The organism is Sphingomonas sp. (assembly GCF_050725575.1).
Classification (GTDB): Bacteria; Pseudomonadota; Alphaproteobacteria; order Sphingomonadales; family Sphingomonadaceae; genus Sphingomonas.
In genome coordinates, this window is the sequence record NZ_JBOHHW010000052.1 from 1 (window position 1) to 18,475 (window position 18,475).

16 protein-coding genes are annotated in these 18,475 nt (G+C 63.0%); 5 read left to right on the forward strand and 11 right to left on the reverse strand.

All coding sequences use genetic code 11. The features are described 5' to 3' along the window. Window positions 1–448 precede the first annotated feature (448 nt). Together hutC and ACRECS_RS23170 are read right to left on the reverse strand one after the other, a co-directional pair. Window positions 449–1,165: a histidine utilization repressor gene (gene hutC, locus ACRECS_RS23165; protein WP_431585327.1), complete on the reverse strand. Its 717-nt coding sequence runs from the start codon at window positions 1,163–1,165 to the stop codon at window positions 449–451. Further along, the gene (locus ACRECS_RS23170; protein ID WP_431585355.1) at window positions 1,162–2,538 is read right to left on the reverse strand and encodes a formimidoylglutamate deiminase; all 1,377 of its coding nucleotides are present in this window, start codon (window positions 2,536–2,538) and stop codon (window positions 1,162–1,164) included. Before ACRECS_RS23170 ends, hutC begins: the two co-directional genes overlap by 4 nt. Window positions 2,539–2,630: 92 nt before the next feature. Here ACRECS_RS23170 and hutI point away from each other — a divergent pair, with 92 nt between their 5' ends. From hutI to ACRECS_RS23195, 5 genes are read left to right on the forward strand one after another with little or no spacing between them, the layout of a single operon-like run. Further along, entirely contained in the window at window positions 2,631–3,854 is a 1,224-nt protein-coding gene (hutI, locus tag ACRECS_RS23175) for an imidazolonepropionase (protein ID WP_431585328.1), read from the forward strand. Next, window positions 3,851–5,383 carry a histidine ammonia-lyase gene (hutH, locus tag ACRECS_RS23180; RefSeq protein ID WP_431585329.1) on the forward strand — a complete coding sequence of 511 codons (1,533 nt, stop codon included), beginning with the start codon at window positions 3,851–3,853 and terminating at the stop codon, window positions 5,381–5,383. Before hutI ends, hutH begins: the two co-directional genes overlap by 4 nt. After that, entirely contained in the window at window positions 5,380–6,189 is an 810-nt protein-coding gene (hutG, locus tag ACRECS_RS23185; RefSeq protein ID WP_431585330.1) for an N-formylglutamate deformylase, read from the forward strand. Before hutH ends, hutG begins: the two co-directional genes overlap by 4 nt. A gap of 15 nt (window positions 6,190–6,204) precedes the next feature. After that, window positions 6,205–7,872, forward strand: coding sequence for a urocanate hydratase (gene hutU, locus ACRECS_RS23190; protein WP_431585331.1), 1,668 nt, complete (start codon window positions 6,205–6,207; stop codon window positions 7,870–7,872). Continuing rightward, entirely contained in the window at window positions 7,869–8,459 is a 591-nt protein-coding gene (locus ACRECS_RS23195) for a HutD/Ves family protein (RefSeq protein ID WP_431585332.1), read from the forward strand. The genes hutU and ACRECS_RS23195 overlap by 4 nt, the downstream gene beginning before the upstream one ends. Window positions 8,460–8,482: 23 nt before the next feature. Here ACRECS_RS23195 and ACRECS_RS23200 read toward each other — a convergent pair whose 3' ends face one another. From ACRECS_RS23200 to ACRECS_RS23240, 9 genes are all read right to left on the reverse strand, one after another. After that, complete coding sequence (locus ACRECS_RS23200) at window positions 8,483–8,827, reverse strand: RidA family protein (RefSeq protein WP_431585333.1); 345 nt, start codon at window positions 8,825–8,827, stop codon at window positions 8,483–8,485. Between the two features lie 148 nt (window positions 8,828–8,975). Next, the gene (locus ACRECS_RS23205) at window positions 8,976–9,779 is read right to left on the reverse strand and encodes a hypothetical protein (RefSeq protein ID WP_431585334.1); all 804 of its coding nucleotides are present in this window, start codon (window positions 9,777–9,779) and stop codon (window positions 8,976–8,978) included. Between the two features lie 164 nt (window positions 9,780–9,943). Next, window positions 9,944–10,135: a hypothetical protein gene (locus ACRECS_RS23210; RefSeq protein ID WP_431585335.1), complete on the reverse strand. Its 192-nt coding sequence runs from the start codon at window positions 10,133–10,135 to the stop codon at window positions 9,944–9,946. Window positions 10,136–10,905: 770 nt separating this feature from the next. Further along, complete coding sequence (locus ACRECS_RS23215; RefSeq protein WP_431585336.1) at window positions 10,906–11,676, reverse strand: TetR/AcrR family transcriptional regulator; 771 nt, start codon at window positions 11,674–11,676, stop codon at window positions 10,906–10,908. Window positions 11,677–12,078: 402 nt separating this feature from the next. After that, window positions 12,079–13,635, reverse strand: coding sequence for an amidase family protein (locus tag ACRECS_RS23220; protein ID WP_431585337.1), 1,557 nt, complete (start codon window positions 13,633–13,635; stop codon window positions 12,079–12,081). Window positions 13,636–13,656: 21 nt separating this feature from the next. Then, window positions 13,657–15,201, reverse strand: coding sequence for an amidase family protein (locus ACRECS_RS23225; RefSeq protein ID WP_431585338.1), 1,545 nt, complete (start codon window positions 15,199–15,201; stop codon window positions 13,657–13,659). Between the two features lie 176 nt (window positions 15,202–15,377). Then, window positions 15,378–17,006 (reverse strand): alkaline phosphatase D family protein, encoded by a 1,629-nt coding sequence (locus tag ACRECS_RS23230; RefSeq protein WP_431585339.1) that lies wholly within the window; start codon window positions 17,004–17,006, stop codon window positions 15,378–15,380. Window positions 17,007–17,040: 34 nt separating this feature from the next. Then, entirely contained in the window at window positions 17,041–17,478 is a 438-nt protein-coding gene (locus ACRECS_RS23235; protein WP_431585340.1) for a hypothetical protein, read from the reverse strand. Window positions 17,479–17,739: 261 nt separating this feature from the next. Continuing rightward, on the reverse strand, window positions 17,740–18,255 hold the full coding sequence (locus ACRECS_RS23240; RefSeq protein WP_431585341.1) for a hypothetical protein: 516 nt from the start codon (window positions 18,253–18,255) through the stop codon (window positions 17,740–17,742). Window positions 18,256–18,475 lie beyond the last annotated feature (220 nt).

The window sequence follows — 18,475 nt, forward strand, 5'->3', positions numbered from 1 at the left end:
CGCGTCTCCCGTATCGCCGACCACTGCATTAACAACGATCGCCAATAGCAGCGGAGCCACCAAAGGCAGCGGGGCGAGCGCAAAGGCCTTTATCTCTCGCTCGCCCATCGCTCATCCCCATCGTCCTCAGGCCTCAAGTCAACCTATATCGCTTAATGTCCACTAACTACCCAATTTTGCCGTTCAACCTCATCCGTAAGCGGCCCCCATTTTATAGGTTCACAACCTAATTCTTACTGCTCCCCCGGCGCAGGCCGGGGTCCAGTCGTGAAACAGCCGACAACTGCTGTGGTGCTTCGTCACCTTGGCCTTTCCGACTGGGCCCCGGCCTGCGCCGGGGAAGCAGTAAGAATGGGTCATGATCGACGCAGCTTGGTATTAACCTAGCCACAGCACCATCGGCGCAACGGCCGGCCCTGCGCGCGTCGCTCCGGATCCCAAGTCCCGCTTACTTCGCCGGCACGCCATGCCCGAACCGGGCGACCAGACTATATTGATCGCCGAGAAAATATTGCTGCACTGAGGTGACGCGTTCCTTGCCGCGCCAGGTCTGGCGCTCGACCAGCAGGCACGGCGTCGCCGCATCGACCCCAAGCAATGTTCCTGTCTCGCCCTTGGCCGCCACCGCCGAGATGCGGGTTTCCGCCTCGGTCCAGGGAACATGCCTCAGCAGCCAGCTACCGGGCGATTCCACCTCGGGATCGATCTCCTCGATCGTCGGTACTGCGCTCAGGCTGATCAGGCGGCGTTCGACCGCAAGCGGCACGCCGTCCGCCAGATGGATACCGTCGATCTGCAGCAGCTTGCCGCTCCCGGCCAGTGCCTGCTCTTCGCTCTTGTCGCGATCGGGCGCGCGAACCTTGCGCACGAGCAGCCGATAGCCATAGACGCCGCCGCGCTTCGCCACCTCGGCGGCAAGATCGGGCACGTCGAGGACCATTGAATCGACCTTGGGCCGCGCGACGAACGATCCGGCGCGCTTGCGGCGATCGATCAGGCCCGCGGCGACCAGTGCCGACAGCGCCTTGTTCACGGTCATGCGCGAACAGCCATAAACTTCCATCAGCTCATGCTCGACCGGGATGCGCTGATCCGGTGCGAGCTTGCCGGAAAGAATGCCCGTCTCGATGTCGGTGCGAATGCGTTCGTGCAGCGACAGGGTCACAGGATCAATGTCTCCAGTACGTGCCGATACGCCGCGACAATCGGGTCGCGGTGCAAGTGACGGCCGCCGCTAACCAGCTTGCGGCCCCGACGCCAGACTGAATCGATTGCCGATCGCCCGCCGGCAAACACCAGTGCGTCAAGCAGCGCGCCGTCTTCGCGGCCAATCAGGCTCGGGCTGGCGCGATCGAGCGTGACGAAATCGGCGGCATGCCCGACCGCGATCGCTGGATCGACGCCCAGCGCCTGTCCCCCGCCGGCAAGCGCGGCGAGATAGATGTCCTGCCCGGTCGATCCGCCCGGCCCGCGCGCAAGGGCATTGCGCTTGAGGCCGGCGAGCCGCTGGCCATATTCGAGCAGCCGCATCTCCTCGGTCGCGTCGATCAGCACGTTCGAATCCGATCCGATGCCGTACGTGCCGCCCGCCGCGAGAAAGGGCTGTGCCGGGAAAATGCCGTCACCGAGATTGGCCTCGGTGATCGGGCACAGGCCGACCACCGCACCGCTGGCCGCGATCGCCCGGGCTTCCGCGTCAGTGACATGCGTGGCGTGGACTAGGCACCAGCGATCATCGACCGCGACATGATCGAGCAGCCAATCGACCGGCCGCGCGCCGCTCCAGGCGATGCAATCCTCGACCTCCTTCACCTGCTCGGCGATATGGATATGGATCGGCGCGGTGCCGGCCATATCGACCAGCAGGCGAAGCTCCTCCAGCGTCACGGCGCGCAGACTGTGCGGCGCTAGGCCGACCACCGCATCGCCCAGTGGGGCAGCCGCGACGCGAAGCCGGTCGAGCAGCGAGGCAAAGGCATCGGGATCATGCAGGAAGCGCCGCTGCCCAGCACCGGGCGTCGCCCCGCCGAAACCGGAATGCGCGTAGAATACCGGCAAGTGAGTCAGCCCGATGCCGGTTTCGGATGCAGCCGCGAAGATTGCGCTGCTCATCTCGATCGGATCGGCGAACGGCGTGCCGTCGCGGTCATGGTGGAGATAGTGAAACTCGCCGACCCGGGTGAAGCCGCTTTCGAGCATTTCCAGATAGGCAAGCGAGGCGATCGCGCGGAGATCGTCGGGCGAGAGCCGGTCGACAAAGCGGTACATGACCTCGCGCCAGGTCCAGAAACTATCGTCGCTCTGCCCGCGCACTTCGGCAAGGCCAGCCATGCCGCGCTGAAAGGCATGGCTGTGCAGATTGGGAATGCCCGGCACCGCGGCCTGATGCCGTTCGTCATCCGGGCCGGCGGCCACGTCGCGCTCGATCCCGGCGATGACACCGTTGCCGACCGACAGGCGAACATTCCGCGCCCAGCCGTCAGCCAGCAGCACGGAGGAAAAATGATGAGTCACAGTCGTTTCGGCGTCGACAGTCATGCTCATTCTGGCCTCCTATGGATTTATGTCTATACATTCTAGCGCGGCGGTGCAATGATCGACTGCAGTGATCCCGGACGGGGAAATGGCGCATGCAGTGTGACAGGATCTGGACCAATGCGCGGCTCGCGACGATGGTGGGCTCGGGGGCCAGCACGGGGGCGGGCGAGAGCCTGGGCGTCGTCGATAAGGGCATTGTCGCCGCCACCGCCGGGCGAATCAGCTATGCCGGTCCTGCGGCGGACGCTCCCGCGTTCGATGCGATCGAGACGATCGACTGTGCCGGCCGATGGATCACGCCCGGCCTGATCGATTGCCACACCCATCTCGTCCATGGCGGCGACCGCGCGCATGAATTCGAGCTGCGGCTGAAGGGTGCCTCCTATGAGGAAATCGCCCGCGCCGGCGGCGGCATCGTCTCGACGATGAAGGCAACGCGCGCGGCCAGCGAGGAAGAGCTTGTCGCCTCTGCCCTGCCCCGCCTCGACGCGCTGATCGCCGAGGGGGTCACGACGATCGAGATCAAGTCGGGCTATGGCCTCGCGCTCGATGCCGAACTGCGCATGCTGCGCGCAGCGCGTGCGCTCGGCACGCAGCGGGCGGTGCGCGTCGCCACGACCTTTCTTGGCGCTCATGCATTGCCGCCCGAATATGCCGGCGATGCCGATGGCTATATCGATGTTGTCTGCAACGAAATGATCCCCGCGGTCGCCGATGCCGGCATGGCCGATGCGGTCGATGCGTTTTGCGAAGGCATTGGCTTTTCCGCGGCACAGACCGAACGCGTCTTCGATGCCGCCGCGGCGCGCGACCTTCCCGTCAAGCTCCATGCCGAGCAATTGTCCAACCTGCACGGTGCAGCGCTGGCCGCGCGGCATGGCGCGCTGTCTGCCGATCATCTCGAATATCTCGATGCTGACGGCATCGCCGCAATGGCCAGAGCGGGCACAGTCGCGACGCTGCTGCCCGGCGCCTTTTACTTCGTGCGTGAGACGAAGCTGCCGCCGATCGATGCGCTCCGCGCCGCCGGGGTACCGATTGCAATCGCCACCGATTGCAATCCCGGCACTTCGCCGCTGACCTCGCTGCTGCTGACCATGAACATGGCCGCGACCTTGTTCCGGCTGACCGTCGACGAATGCCTTGCCGGAGTCACCCGCAACGCCGCGCGCGCGCTGGGTCTCCAGGACGAGACCGGCACGCTTGAGGCCGGCAAGAGCTGCGACCTCGCAATCTGGGACATCGAGCGTCCCGCCGAGCTTGTTTATCGCATGGGGCTGAACCCGCTCCATGCCCGCGTCTGGAGAGGCAAATGACCGACATCACCCTGGTACCCGGCGCTGTGACACTGTCGCAGTGGCGCGCCATTTATCGCGGCGCACCGGCCGGGCTCGATCCCGCATCGGCCGCTGTGACCCGCGCCAGTGCGGACGCCGTCGCCCGCATCCTCGCCAAGGGACAGCCGGTCTATGGCATCAACACCGGCTTCGGAAAGCTGGCGAGCGTGCGCATCGGCGATGAGGATCTCGCCACGCTCCAGCGCAACATCGTGCTGAGCCATGCCGCCGGCACCGGCGCCCCTTCCCCCGTGCCGGTGATCCGCCTGATGATGGCGCTGAAGCTCGCCAGCCTCGCCCAGGGTGCCTCCGGCGTGCGGCCCGAAACGGTGGCGCTGCTCGAAGCGATGCTGCGCCAGGGCCTGACCCCGGTCATTCCGGCGCAGGGCTCGGTCGGCGCAAGCGGCGATCTCGCCCCGCTGGCGCATATGGCCGCGGCGATGATCGGCGTCGGCGAGATCTTCGTCGGGGATACGCAGAAGCCCGCGGAAATCGCGCTGAAAGAGGCCGGCCTGGCGCCGCTTGAGCTTGGCCCCAAGGAAGGTTTGGCGCTGCTCAACGGCACGCAATTCTCCAACGCCAACGCGCTTGCCGGGCTATTCGAGGCGGAGCGGCTATTCCAGTCGGCTCTGGTCACCGGCGCGCTCTCGACCGAGGCGGCCAAGGGATCCGATACCCCGTTCGACCCGCGCATCCAGGCGCTGCGCCGGCACCGCGGCCAGATCGAAACCGCCGACGCGCTGCGCACGCTGATGGCCGGATCGGCGATCCGCGCCAGCCATCTGATCGACGATGTCCGGGTGCAGGATCCCTATTGCCTGCGCTGTCAGCCCCAGGTGATGGGCGCCGCGCTCGACGTGCTGCGCCAGGCCGCGTTCACGCTGGAGACCGAAGCCAATGGCGTGTCCGACAATCCGCTGATCTTCGCCGAGACCGACGAAGCCTTGTCGGGCGGGAATTTCCATGCCGAACCGGTCGCCTTTGCCGCCGACATGATTGCGCTGGCGGTGTGCGAGATCGGGTCGATCGCGGAACGGCGGATCGCGATGCTGGTCGATCCCGCGCTGTCCGGCCTGCCCGCGTTCCTTACCCCGCATCCGGGGCTCAATTCGGGCTTCATGATCCCGCAGGTCACGGCGGCCGCGCTGGTGTCAGAGAACAAGCAGCGTGCTTATCCCGCGAGTGTGGATTCGATCCCGACCTCCGCCAATCAGGAGGACCATGTGTCGATGGCGGCGCATGGCGCACGGCGGCTGCTCGACATGACTGCCAATGCCAGCGCGGTGATCGGCATCGAGTTGCTCGCCGCCAGCCAGGGCTGCGACTTCCATGCCCCGCTCGCCTCGAGCGCAGCGCTCGAAGCGGCGCGCGCGCGGTTGCGCCGGGAGGTGCCGACGCTCACCGACGACCGGCATTTCCACCCCGATATGGAGGCCGCGAACCTGCTCGTGCGTTCCGGCGTGCTGGTCGAGGCAGCCGGGCTCGATCTGCCCGGCGTGACGGCATGACCGACTGGCTTGAGGTCCACCGTGGCGAGGCGCCGCTGATCGTCGCCTTCCCGCACACCGGGACCGAATTGCCGCCCGCACTCGAGGGGCAGTTCGTCTTGCCCTGGCTCGCGCGGCGCGATGCCGATTGGTGGATCGATCAGCTCTATGCCTTTGCGCGCGATCTCGGCGCGACCACCGTGCGCACGCGCATCTCGCGCAGCGTGATCGACTGCAACCGCGATCCCTCGGGCGCGTCGCTCTATCCGGGGCAAGCGACGACCGAGCTGTGCCCGACGACCGATTTCGACGGCGCGCCGCTCTACGCCGGTGCGACGCCGGACACGGCGGAAATCGCACGCCGCCGCGAGACCTGGTTCGATCCCTATCACGCCGCACTGGCCGATGAGATTGCCCGGCTACGCAGCGCCCATCCGCGCATCGTCCTGTACGATGCGCATTCGATCCGCAGCCGCATCCCGCGCCTGTTCGATGGCGAACTGCCGCAGTTCAACATCGGCACCAATGACGGCGCGACCTGTGCGCCCGACCTGGCCGCAGCGGTCGAGGCGATCTGCGCGGCGAGCGGGCGTGGTCATATCCTCAACGGCCGCTTCAAGGGCGGCTGGACGACGCGCCATTATGCCCGGCCGGCCGACGGCGTGCATGCTATCCAGATGGAGCTCGCGATCCGCGGTTATATGCCTGAACCGGATGCGCCGACGTCCGCCAACTGGCCGACGCCATTCGATCCCGGCTTCGCAGCGCCGCTTGCCGCCACCCTCACCGATATCCTGAAGGCGTGCCTCGCCTTCGCCCGCGCCTGAGAAAGGACCGCTATCATGAGCCGTATCGACAATAGCCGCGTGATCCGCGCCGCCACCGGCACCGAGCTTTCCGCCAAGAGCTGGCTGACCGAAGCGCCGCTCAGGATGCTGATGAACAATCTCCATCCCGACGTCGCCGAGCGCCCTGAAGAGCTGGTCGTCTATGGCGGCATCGGCCGCGCGGCGCGCGACTGGGAAAGCTTCGACCGGATCGTCGAGACGCTGCGCCGCCTTGAGGATGATCAGACGCTGCTGGTCCAGTCGGGCAAGCCGGTCGGCGTGTTCCGCACCCACAAGGACGCGCCGCGCGTGCTGATCGCCAATTCCAACCTGGTGCCCAAATGGGCGACCTGGGAACATTTCAACGAGCTCGACCGCAAGGGCTTGGCGATGTACGGCCAGATGACCGCCGGATCGTGGATCTATATCGGCACGCAGGGCATCGTTCAGGGCACCTACGAGACGTTCGTCGAGATGGGCCGCCAGCATTATAGCGGCGACCTGACCGGCCGCTGGCTGCTCACCGCCGGCCTGGGCGGCATGGGCGGCGCCCAGCCGCTTGCCGCGGTGATGGCGGGCGCATCGTGCCTGGCGATCGAATGCCAGCCGAGCCGTATCGAGATGCGGCTGCGCACCGGCTATCTGGATAAGGCGGCGGAGACGATCGACGACGCGCTGGCGATGCTCGACCAGGCCAAGGCCGAGGGCAAGGCGATCTCGGTCGGCTTGCTCGGCAATGCGGCGGAGATTTTGCCCGAGATGTTCCGGCGCGGTATCCGACCCGACCTGCTCACCGACCAGACTTCGGCACATGATCCGATCAATGGTTATCTCCCCGCCGGCTGGACGGTTGCCGAATGGGTCGAGCGTCGCGAGCGCGAACCCGACGCGGTCGCGGCGGCGGCCAAGGCATCGATGGCGGTGCATGTCCGGGCGATGCTCGATTTCCAGCAGGCTGGCGTTCCGACGGTCGATTATGGCAATAATATCCGTCAGGTCGCCAAGGATGAGGGGGTCGCCAACGCGTTCGATTTCCCCGGTTTCGTGCCTGCCTATATCCGCCCGCTCTTCTGCCGCGGCATCGGCCCGTTCCGCTGGGCCGCACTGTCGGGCGATCCGGAGGACATCTACAAGACCGACGCCAAGGTGAAGGAGCTGCTGCCCGACAATGCGCATCTCCATCGCTGGCTCGACATGGCGCGCGAGAAGATCCATTTCCAGGGCTTGCCGGCGCGCATCTGCTGGGTCGGCCTGGGCGATCGCCATCGGCTCGGCCTCGCCTTCAACGAGATGGTCGCGAGCGGCGAGCTCAAGGCGCCGGTAGTGATCGGCCGCGATCATCTCGACAGCGGGTCGGTCGCCAGCCCCAACCGCGAGACCGAAGCGATGCGCGACGGCAGCGACGCGGTGTCCGACTGGCCACTGCTCAACGCATTGCTCAACACCGCATCGGGCGCGACCTGGGTATCGCTACACCATGGCGGCGGCGTCGGCATGGGCTATTCGCAGCATGCCGGGATGGTGATCGTCGCCGACGGTACGCCCGACGCGGCGAGGCGGCTTGAGCGGGTGTTGTGGAACGACCCCGCCACCGGCGTGATGCGCCATGCCGATGCCGGCTATGACATCGCGCTCGACTGCGCGCGCGAAAAAGGCCTCGACCTGCCCGGCATCCTTGGATGACGCACCGGGTCCTTCGTGTTGCCGATCGCATCGCCCGACCGTGGAAGAATGGCGGCGGCGTGACGCGGGATGTTTGCGCCTTTCCCGCGGGCAGCACGATGGACGATTTCGACTGGCGACTGAGCATGGCCGAGGTGCGGGAGGCCGGTCCGTTCTCCTCCTTCCCGGGCATCGACCGCATATTGATGGTACTGCAGGGCCGGCTCGAGCTGGATTTCGGCGCGGGCGATCCGCCCATCGTCCTGAGCCCGGATACCGCCGCTTATCCTTTTCCCGGCGACGTCGCGGTGGACGGCACGCCAATCGGCGGGCCGGTCACTGACCTGAACCTGATGGTTCGGCGCGGGCTGATGACGGGCGCGATCCGGCATCTGCCCGCCGGCGTGATTCCGATCGCTCCCGACCCGGCCCGAACCCGGATGCTGATCGCTACCGGCGATATGACCGTCCGCTACGGGACGATCGTCTGTGAACTCGCCCGTTTCGATGCCTTGCTGGTTTCGACGACAGGCGAGCAGGAAGAACGCTTTGAACTAAGCGGACCGTCATTGCTGATCGACATAGTGGCTGCCGACGCCCTTGCATGAGCGCCGACGACGTAAAATCCTCCTCACCGCGCGGCGATGACGATCACTTCGACTTTATAGGCCGGCGTCGCGAGCTTCGCCTCGCCGGTCGCGCGCGCGGGCGCATCGAGCCCACCGACCCAGACATCCCAGACCGCGTTCATCTCGGCAAAGTCGGCCATGTCGGCGAGCCAGATCGTCGCCATAAGGATCTTCGATTTGTCGCTGCCAGCGCGCGCGAGCAGTGACTCGACCTGGGCCAGGACCGCTTCGGTCTGCGCGGTGACGCTCTCGCCCGGCGCGCCGACCTGGCCGGCCAGATAGACGGTGTCGCCATGGATCACGGCCTGGCTCATGCGTGGGCCGGCATCGATGCGTGTGATGGTCATTCTTGTATCTCCTGGCGGGCACAATGAGCAGGCCCATTGGCGGAAATGATCGATCCGGGCGCTCCCCTGATCGCCTGTGTGACTGCCGAAGAAGGTGCCACGGTGCAACCGCGGGGTGCATTAAAAATGCTCCAACGGCTTTCAGAGACTATTGACCATCGGATACATTCTCGCGCCGCCAATAGAGGTACATCATCACCGCCGTGACACCTGCCAGCGTATGCCACAGCAGCCCGTGCGGCTGGAACCAGCTATGGGGATCGCACAGCAACCCGCCGGTCTTGGACAATTGCCAGAAGATGGTGGCGATAGCGATCGCTGCGATCCCGGTGGTCCAGTAGCGGCGCGCGCGCGGCGTGGTGATGAATCCGGCGAAGCGGAATTCAAGCACGAAATAGATAAGGACCATGATCATGATCAGGATCTCGGACGGCACGCCCGAGGCCGATATGGTGGCGAAGCTTCCGACGGTCAGGGCATAGCCTGCCCAGAAAATCTTGCTGCGCGTTCCGGCATCCATGCCGGTTCGCACCAGCCAGCGGTTCAGCGTGTAGAAGATGAGATAGCCCGTGAAGGTATACATCGACAGCCCGTCGATCCACGACACCTGTTTCGCGATCGAGCCGTGCAGCCACATGCTGCCCAACCCCAGGAACAGGACCACGAAAACATAGAGATCCGCAATTGGATCGGCGGAACGGATGATATTGGGAAACGCCCCACTCGCCCGGTCGCGGCTGAGCTGCCAGGCAACGAAGAAGCTGGTGCCGATGGCGTAAAGATTGGACCAGGTGTTGACGTGCTGCCGAACGCCCTTTGCGCCATTGGCGACATCGGCGTGGGAGAAATACTCGCAATAACAGCCCTGAGTGATGCAGCCGTCCGGTAATATCGGCCAGCCGATGACATAAGCGAACAACAGGAAAGCGCCCATCAAAATGGCGAGGCTCACTCCCCAGACGATCCAGCTCCGCGCGATTACGCTCCTGGCGATCACAGCCCTGCCCCCAACGATGCCGACACCCCGTTTCTCCCCTTATCTTCACATCAATCGTGCAGGCTCAACTGCGCCGGCGCCGGCGATGCTCTTGGTCAAGACCGCACGCCGGACCGCTTTTAAAAACCAAAGGCGCAGCCGGCCGCAGCCTTCAGGCTTACAGCGAGGATTTCATGATCACGAAGCGCGCGGATCTTGTGGAGGAATTCCTCCTGAGAGAGCTTGTCCAGCGGCTGATTGCGCAAGCTGCCCAATGCCGCAATACGCCGAAGCTGCGTGATCGAAAGGTTACGGGCCATGCGGTCGGCCATGCAGGTCGATTGCCTTTCGGACAGCCCCATCCCGATCAAGCCGGTGCGCAGTCGCGTCTCCGGAGTGGTACATGCCGAAAGAGCCAGAGCCGGAAGCAGCAGAACCAATGCTCGCATGGAATAACCCGCCCCTGATACCGGATACTTCGGCGTTGAGAATATACGGGGCCCATTGATCGTGGGTATAATCCCCGATCAAAACGATAGCTATAAATACCATTCTTGCAAGAGCCAATAATCGTTCCTTTCTTCCAGAGCATCGAGCATTCTATCGGATAGCGTCTCAAGCTGCAGAACGCGCCGGTACAAGTCCGGCAGCGATGATATGCCCGATCCTGTGTGATGGTTGAATCGTCGCCGACGACAGGACTGAGGGGGATGAGCGGCAGGAGATATGGGACACCGGTAATGTGCCATATCTCCTTGCGCCGCCCCGCCGATGAATTCACACAATGTCTTTATATATCAGATAGATACTAAATGATATCGGACCTCATTTGAACATATGTGGGAACAGCCACAACAGGTCATAGCATCGTTGACCGTGTTCATTCCCGCTCTACCGACCTGAACCGCCATCGCCGATGTCTGATGGACGTGATCCGGGGTCCCGTCGCGAGAGGTCGGGAGTGATCTCGACACGATCGGTTGATGGTCAACTCATGGGATGAGCAGCCAACCAGGCGACACCGACATCTCATCCAGGAGGAGAAGATGGAGAGGCCAGCACGAACCCAACAAGCGGACGAGCGCCCGATGCAATTGTCGGATCAAAGCTCCTTTGGCGGACCATCGTCCCCAAGCAGCACAAATCGCATCATGCGTGCTGTTTCGGCATACACCGTCTCGGGTGCAATACGCTCTTCCTCGCCCATCATTTCATGTGCGGCATAGCCCAGTTCGATCAGGAATCTGATGCGCCGCCACAGGACATCTCTGGGCACGTCCGGCAGCATTGTGGAAAACACTTCAAGCAGCGCATCGGTGACGAAGCGATGAGATTCGATACGAATATGCGACAGCCGCGGCGACGCATGCAGCGCGCGCTCGATCCATACGCCACCAGGTTCTGCAGCGGTCAATTCGGCTGTCTCGCGCAGAACCACCTCGACCTTTTCGAACATGCCATCAAGGCCGGAGGTCAGACTGCTCTCGAGCCAGCCGATCAGCAATTCGTTCTGCCGTTCCATCAAGCGCATGCCCAGCGCTTCCAATACGGCATGCTTGTCGGCAAAATATCGATATAGCGCCGGCGGGCTCATGCCGGCACGGGCGCAGATCATATTTGTCGAAATATCCTCAAGCCCGACTTCGGCGAGAAGGGATCCGGCAACGTCGAGCAGATGCTCGCGAGTTTGAATCGCGCGAGCCTGTTTGGGCATCAAGGTCGGTTTCGTCCGGGTTTTTTTCTGGGAAACGCCGTTTGCCTGGGGAGACTTGTTCAAAGATTCGGCCTCAAAAAATTGTACCTCTACCGGGTTGGGCGCCCTTGCCCGAAGGGTCATAGCGGCGTCAAACCGATATTTAAGACTATCGTTCATCCGACCTGCGTATCCGATGAGCGCCCATGGCCACCGACTCCCCGTTCCAGCATCGGATCAAGCCGGCAACAACGCCGGCAATGAAACATCGATACTTTGTTCCGCATTGGCCCTTTTCAAGAAAAAAAGCAAGGTCTTACAGTGTTTCCCCATCCGTTACGCAGATCATTGTAATAACACTTCCAGACAACGGTATCTTGATCCCACCGCTCCCCTGTCGTTACTGCAGCGGAACCAAAATACCCTTCCGTCCGCAACATCGGATCGGCGCAGCAAGCGGCGCTGGAGAATCGAGAATATGCAGCATCTGTAATGAGTTGATGCCAATATACTTACCCGCAGCGCCGTCGCTTGAAGTTCTTCCTCTTGCGGTGCCGACTGGATTGCTATCCACAAATCCAATCAGACGCGAGAAGGCGCCCAGAGCGGCGGCCGACGTTGCGCCCAAGGCTGAGCCTTCTCAAGCTCGAACGAAAGCTCAAGCAATGCCCGGTCACCCCCAAGCGGTCCGGCGAACTGCACGCCGACCGGCAGGCCGTCCCTGGTCCAGTGCATCGGCAGGCTCAATGCCGGTCCCCCCGTTGCGTTCTGCAACATGGTATAATCGGCATAATTGTTGAGCCGCTGCATCACGACGGCGACCGGCAGGGAGCCGTTGATGTCGCCGATCCTCGCCGGCGGCTTGAGCAGGACCGGCGTTACGAGGATATCGATCGTGTCGAACAGGCCGAAATAGGCCTTGGACGCCGCCGCGATGCGCGCATAGCATTTCGCCACCATGTCTTCCGGCACGTCCTCGGCCAATTGGCTCATGCTGAAGGAGACCGGTTCGACCAGCCCGCGCAGGATCTTGGGATCAAGGCTGGTCCCCGGGGGAAGCAGCTTCTTGGCTTCGTTGGCACGGGCGAGATAGACGACGGTAAAATCCTCGACAAAGGCCTCGCCATCGAATGGCCATTTGACCGGACTGACATGGTGACCAAGCGATTCGAGTAGTTTCAGCGTCGAATTCACGCCCTCAGCTACTTCCGGCACCGGCGTATGATTGCCCAGACTGTTCATGATATAGCCGACGCGCAGCCTTTTGGTGCCCGGCCCCGTCACCTTGCCGATCGGCGGATAGACTGCGCCGGCGCCCTTCATTTCGAGCAATGCAAGCATGTTGGCAGTATCACGCACGCTGCGGGAGAGGCAGAATGCCTCACCCAGAAAACCGCTGACGTCCATCTTGCCATTGATCACGCTCAACGGCCCGGAAAGGCGGTCGCGCGACGGCTTCATGCCGACCAGTCCACACACGCTCCCCGGAATGCGCAGCGAGCCCGCGCCGTCCGAACCATGCGCCAATGGAATGATGCCGGCGGCAACCGCCGCCGCGCCGCCACCCGATGATCCGCCCGGCGTATGATCCAGATTCCAGGGATTGCGCGTTATGCCATAGGCGAGCGTTTCGGTGGTCGGCAGGATGCCGAATTCTGGCATCGTCGTGCGGGCGAAGATGTTGAAGCCGGATTGTTCGATGAGTTCGACCAGTTGGTCATTCTCTTTCGCAATCGGCGTGAACTTGTCGAGCTTCGAGCCGAAATGCTTGGCCGTTCCGGCGACATCGGCCTCGTCCTTGATCATCATCGGCACGCCGGCGAACGGCCCCGCGGGGTTGATTGCAGGGACGTGCTTGCGCGCGCGATCGTACAGTTCCTGGCTGATGCAGTTGATCTGAGGCTGCACCGCCTGCGCACGGGCGATCGCGGCATTGACTGCCTCGAGCGGGGAAATCTTGCGCGCCTTGATTGCCGCCGCCAGAGCGGTGGCATCCATGCTGGCAAAATCGGCTGCCGGCTCGGCCACCGCCTTGGCCAGCGCACCGCCGGGAATCAGCGCAGCCGCGCTCACCATGCCAAGCGTTTTGAGAAAATCCCGCCGTCCCTGGGGGGACGTGTCACTCGAGGAAATAGTCATGTGGCCGCAACTCCCTTATCGCTATGTTGAAATGTGAGAGGGCGCCCAGAGCGGCGGACGACGCTGAGCCCAGGGCTGAGCGCGTTCGAGCTCGAAGGCGAGTTCAAGTAAGGTGCGTTCCCCGCCCAATTGGCTGGCGAACTGGACGCCGACCGGCAGGCCATTCTTCGTCCAATGCATCGGCAGGCTGATCGCCGGCCCACCGCTCGCATTTTGCAGCATCGTATAATCGGCGTAATTGTTCAGCCGCATCAGCAAGATCGGAAATGGAATCGACCCGTTGATCTCTCCGATCCGCGCCGGAGGCTTGAGCAGGACCGGCGTCACCAGGATGTCCATTGTGTCGAACAGGCCGAAATAGGACCGGGAATTGGCGGCCATGCGCGCATAGGCCTGGGCGACCGACTCGTCGGAGAAATCCTCGCTCAGTTCGCCAATGTCGAAAGAGGCCGATTCAATCAGTTTTTTGAGAAACACGGGGTCGGGAGAGGCCCCGCCGCCGCCGGACATCCGGGCGCGCGTATTCTTGGCCTTGGCCATATAGACCAGCGTGAAATCCTCGACGAATTGCGCGCCATCGAACGGCCAGCGCGCCTCGCCGACCTTGTGGCCAAGCGTTTCCAGCAGGGTGAGCGTGGCGGTGATGCTCTCCGAGACTTCGGGCGACGGCGCATGGCCGCCAAGGCCGTTCATGATGAAGCCGATGCGCAGCCGCCCGGCGGATGGCTCCGTCACCCGGCCGACCGGCGCATAGGCTGCACCCGGTCCCTTGCTCTCGACCAGCGCAAGCTGGTTGGCGGTATCGCGGACCGAGCGCGACAGGCAGAATGACTGGCCCAGGAACGACCCGCCGCCAATCCGGTCACGCGAGGTCTTGAGCCCAACCAGCCCGCAATTGCTCGCCGGGATACGGAGCGATCCCGCACCATCCGAGCCATGCGCCTTCGGGACGATCCCCGCAGCGACCGCCGCCGCCGCGCCGCCCGATGAGCCACCCGGGACATGGTCAAGGTTCCAGGGATTGCGCGTCACGCCGTACGCCAGGGTTTCAGTGGTCGGCAAAATGCCGAATTCGGGCATGGTGGTCCGAGCGAAGGGATTGAGGCCGATCTGCTCGCATCGCTCAACCAGAACGTCGTTGCGCTTCGCGATCGGCATGACCTTGTCGAGGCGCGAGCCGAAATGCCGGGCCAGTCCGGCAATGTCCGCCTCGTCCTTGATCAGATAAGGCACGCCGGCGAACGGCGCGGACAGATCGGTCGAGGCGGCGCGCTGGCGTGCGCGGTCATACATGTCCTCGCTGATGCAATTGATCGCCGGCTGCACCGCCTGCGCACGCGCAATGGCGGCTTCGAGCGCCTCTGCCGGCGAGATCTTGCGCGCCTTGATCGCCGCGGCCAGTGCGGTCGCGTCCATTTCGGCGAAGGTCGAGGACACCGGCGCCGCCCGGGCAAGGGCGATGCCGGGAAGCAAGGTCGCCGCGCCGAGCATGCCGGCCATCTTCAAAAAATTGCGCCGCGCGGGGAAAGCGGTCCGGGTAGAGATCGACTCAAACGGATTTGTCATCTGATGCGCTCCTGGATGCAGGATCCAGGGCAAGCGGCGGGAACTGGAATGCGGCCTTCTTGCCCTAATCCAGCCCCAATCTCGCCTTAATCTCGATGGAGTCAAATTGTTTTGCCACAAAGCGGCCTCAATCTGCCTTATTTGAGGCAGTTTCTCCCAAGCCTGTGTCTTGCCCATCACGCTGCGAACACCCTTCGCCCGCGTTCGACCTGCATTTTATGGCCCGGCCTGGTGGCGAGCGAGCGGGCGGCGATGCCGTCCATGAACACCCATTCGCCGGTGACTTTGTCCGGTGTCAGCTCGATCGCCATATAACCGCGGCTGCTGGTCTCCGCCCATTTGAGCTCGGGGCTGGCGTTGACGAAGAATTGTCCGACCAGCGCCGGCGGTACGGTGATATATTCCTCAAGGCCGGCGGAGGTGACGCTGTGCCCGCCGAACTCCACCCCGGCCGGCTTCCCGTCCTGGGCCAGGTCGAACGCCCAGGCATTATGGCTGTCGCCGGACAGCACGATCAAATCGGCATCGGCCTGCAGCGCTGCGCTCAGGAAGCGCGCCCGCGCGGCCGGAAACCCGGCCCAGCCGTCGAGGTCGGCAGGCAGGCCCGCCTTGGCCGAAGCGTTGATCGCCCTGAGATAGGCGGCGCCCTCCGGCGGAAGCTTCAGGCTGGACAGCATGGCCGGGGGCAGTTCGGGCAGCTTCTGCTGGCCGACCAGCACCTGTTGCGACACGACTTGCCATCTGGTGCCGCGCCGCTTCGATTGCGCCATCCCCTGATACAGCCATTGTTCCTGAGCATCGCCCATCAGCGTGCGTTTCGGATCGGCCAGCGGCCCGTCGCGAAGCGCGATCAGATTGGCGACCGGGTCGCCCGGTGCTTCGACCACCGGGCGCGTGTCGAGCCAGGCACTGCGTGCGGTGAGCCGGGTTTCCGGGCGGAAGATTGTCGCCAGATCCCCCACGTCATAGCTTGACCAAGCCCGTCCCGACACCGGCAGCCATTCATTATAGGCCTTGATCGAGGCACGCTTGCGCACCTCATAATCGCCTTCGTCGGGGGTGTGGTTTTCCGCGCCATGCGCCCAACTGTCGTTGGCCAGTTCATGGTCGTCGCGCTGCGCGATCATCGGGAACATCTGATGCAGCCGCTGCAGATCCGGATCGGCACGATAGCTGGCGAGGCGCAGCCGGTAATCGGCCAGCCGGATCGCCTCGGTCGGCGGCTCGATCACCCGGCCGGCCACCATCCGGTTCGCGCGCGGATAATAGCCGAGCGGATATTCATAGAAATAATCGCCGGTATGAACCATCAGGTCGATGTCGTCGCGCGCCGCCGCATGGGCATAGGCGTTGAACCAGCCGGCCGGCAGATTGGCGCAGGAAAACACGCCAAGGCCGAACCGCGCCACCGGCCCGACCGGCAAGGTGCGCGTCCGCCCGACCGGCGACACGGCGCCGTCGGGACCAACGAATCGATAGAAATACCAGCGCCCGGGATCGAGCCCCCCGATCACGGCGCGTGCGGTAAAATCATCGTCATGTCTGGCATGGGCAGTGCCCCCGGCCCGGATCGTGCGGAAATCGGGGGCCTCGGAAATCTCGGCGGTCAGGCGCGCGTCACTGCCGGACACAAACCGCGTCCATAACAGGATCGATGTCGGCCCCGGTTCACCGCTGGCGACGCCGTGGGTAAACCCGCGCGCTGCCAGTAACTGCGCAGCGGCGCCGGATCCCATCAGCGCGAGCGCACTTATCCCCAGACCGGCGCCGAGGACAAGCTCGCGCCGGCCAATCTCCAATGGCATTTCGCATCCTGACTTAATTCGGGCGATGTGCCCTTTATTGCGGCGTCGTGGCAGGTGCTGGGGAGGGTGTAGGAGCCGGCGCCGTTGCGGGCGGCGGCGCAGCGGTACTCGTTGTCGCCGGATCGGCGGCGGCGGCACCGGTGGCGGTCGTCGACGCGGTCTGCGCCGCCGCATCCGCCGGAATCGCCTTCAGCGCCGCGTCCACCGCTTCGACCCGTTCATGCGGGACGGCATCGGGGAACATCGCCTCGAGCGCTTCAAGGCTCATCGTCTTGAACTGCTCGTACAGCGGATGCGTCATGAATCCGGGCAACTCATGCTCGATCACCGCCTTCGCGGCGGGATTGGCGGCGATCTTCTCGATCGGCGTCTTGATGCTGAAGGCCGATTTGTCCGCCCCGGCATAAACCGGCGTTGCGATCGACAAAGCAAAAGAGGCGACCATGCCACCAAGGAAAATCGACTTCTTCATCGCGATACTCCAAAACCACAAACAACGTCAATTTTACTGCTCAGTGAATCAATTTCGCAGACAATCAACATATCTACAAAATCGTATAAGTAGATATGTGTGTCAGACGTCCCTGGCATATTGCGGGGTTTCACATTCAAAAAACGCAATACTATTCTGCGAGACAGATCACGATAGATAATTTTCTTTTGATTTTCTTATCATCATTACGAAAAAAGATGTGGCATGGCAGTTTCCTGCCATGCCACATCCCGGATTAGCTCAGAGGATGGTCATTGCCGGAGCAACGACCACGTTCATCGTATGAACGGTGCAGAACCCCACCGTCACCGCAGAAGCGGTAAATGCGGTCGAAATCGCATTATTCCAATCGACCAAAGTGTTGGTGGTCGTGCAGGGGCCAATTGGCGTGCTGAACGACAACTGAGTAATCCGCACCTTGGTGAACTGCGTGCTGGGCAGCGTCGTTTCGATCTTGACCGGCCAGATGGTGGAACCAGTGCCGGTGGACGTGCAGTTGGTGCCCGTTGCCGTGCCGCTCGTGAACGTCATTTCACCAGTGGCCGCCGGCGAGTTCGAACCCACCCGGGTCACGCTGCCGTTCATCACGATTCCGCACGTCCTTCTGCCGATACCGAAGACACTGACTTCAATGGTGCCACTTGCGGTAACGGCAGTCCCAAGGCCGTAGGGCGAGATCTTCTGCGAATAGGCAGGGCCCGACGACAGGCCGACGGTTGCAGCAGCCAGAAGTGCGATTTTTGCAAGAGATTTCATTTTCGAATACCTTTTAGACAGTATTAAGTATGTATATCTATACACTTAATGACATATAGATATGGCTCTACTAATAAAACTCATCTATAATATATCGCTCCATGCACTCTCCTCTTCTTTTTTTATTTATTAGGTTCGCGTAGCAAAAAGACATCGTGCCTTGAGACGTAAGAAACAAAGCAGCGAATCACTTTGCGTATTCATAGATAGCATAATTATA

Coding starts and splice junctions, on each gene's coding strand:
- ACRECS_RS23215 (WP_431585336.1), bottom strand. CDS start 11,676: ATGAACGATAGTCTTAAATATCGGTTTGACGCCGCTATGACCCTTCGG.
- ACRECS_RS23170 (WP_431585355.1), bottom strand. CDS start 2,538: ATGACTGTCGACGCCGAAACGACTGTGACTCATCATTTTTCCTCCGTG.
- ACRECS_RS23240 (WP_431585341.1), bottom strand. CDS start 18,255: ATGAAATCTCTTGCAAAAATCGCACTTCTGGCTGCTGCAACCGTCGGC.
- ACRECS_RS23230 (WP_431585339.1), bottom strand. CDS start 17,006: ATGCCATTGGAGATTGGCCGGCGCGAGCTTGTCCTCGGCGCCGGTCTG.
- ACRECS_RS23210 (WP_431585335.1), bottom strand. CDS start 10,135: ATGGCCGACCGCATGGCCCGTAACCTTTCGATCACGCAGCTTCGGCGT.
- ACRECS_RS23225 (WP_431585338.1), bottom strand. CDS start 15,201: ATGACAAATCCGTTTGAGTCGATCTCTACCCGGACCGCTTTCCCCGCG.
- ACRECS_RS23235 (WP_431585340.1), bottom strand. CDS start 17,478: ATGAAGAAGTCGATTTTCCTTGGTGGCATGGTCGCCTCTTTTGCTTTG.
- hutU (WP_431585331.1), top strand. CDS start 6,205: ATGAGCCGTATCGACAATAGCCGCGTGATCCGCGCCGCCACCGGCACC.
- ACRECS_RS23200 (WP_431585333.1), bottom strand. CDS start 8,827: ATGACCATCACACGCATCGATGCCGGCCCACGCATGAGCCAGGCCGTG.
- ACRECS_RS23195 (WP_431585332.1), top strand. CDS start 7,869: ATGACGCACCGGGTCCTTCGTGTTGCCGATCGCATCGCCCGACCGTGG.
- hutG (WP_431585330.1), top strand. CDS start 5,380: ATGACCGACTGGCTTGAGGTCCACCGTGGCGAGGCGCCGCTGATCGTC.
- ACRECS_RS23220 (WP_431585337.1), bottom strand. CDS start 13,635: ATGACTATTTCCTCGAGTGACACGTCCCCCCAGGGACGGCGGGATTTT.
- hutH (WP_431585329.1), top strand. CDS start 3,851: ATGACCGACATCACCCTGGTACCCGGCGCTGTGACACTGTCGCAGTGG.
- hutI (WP_431585328.1), top strand. CDS start 2,631: ATGCAGTGTGACAGGATCTGGACCAATGCGCGGCTCGCGACGATGGTG.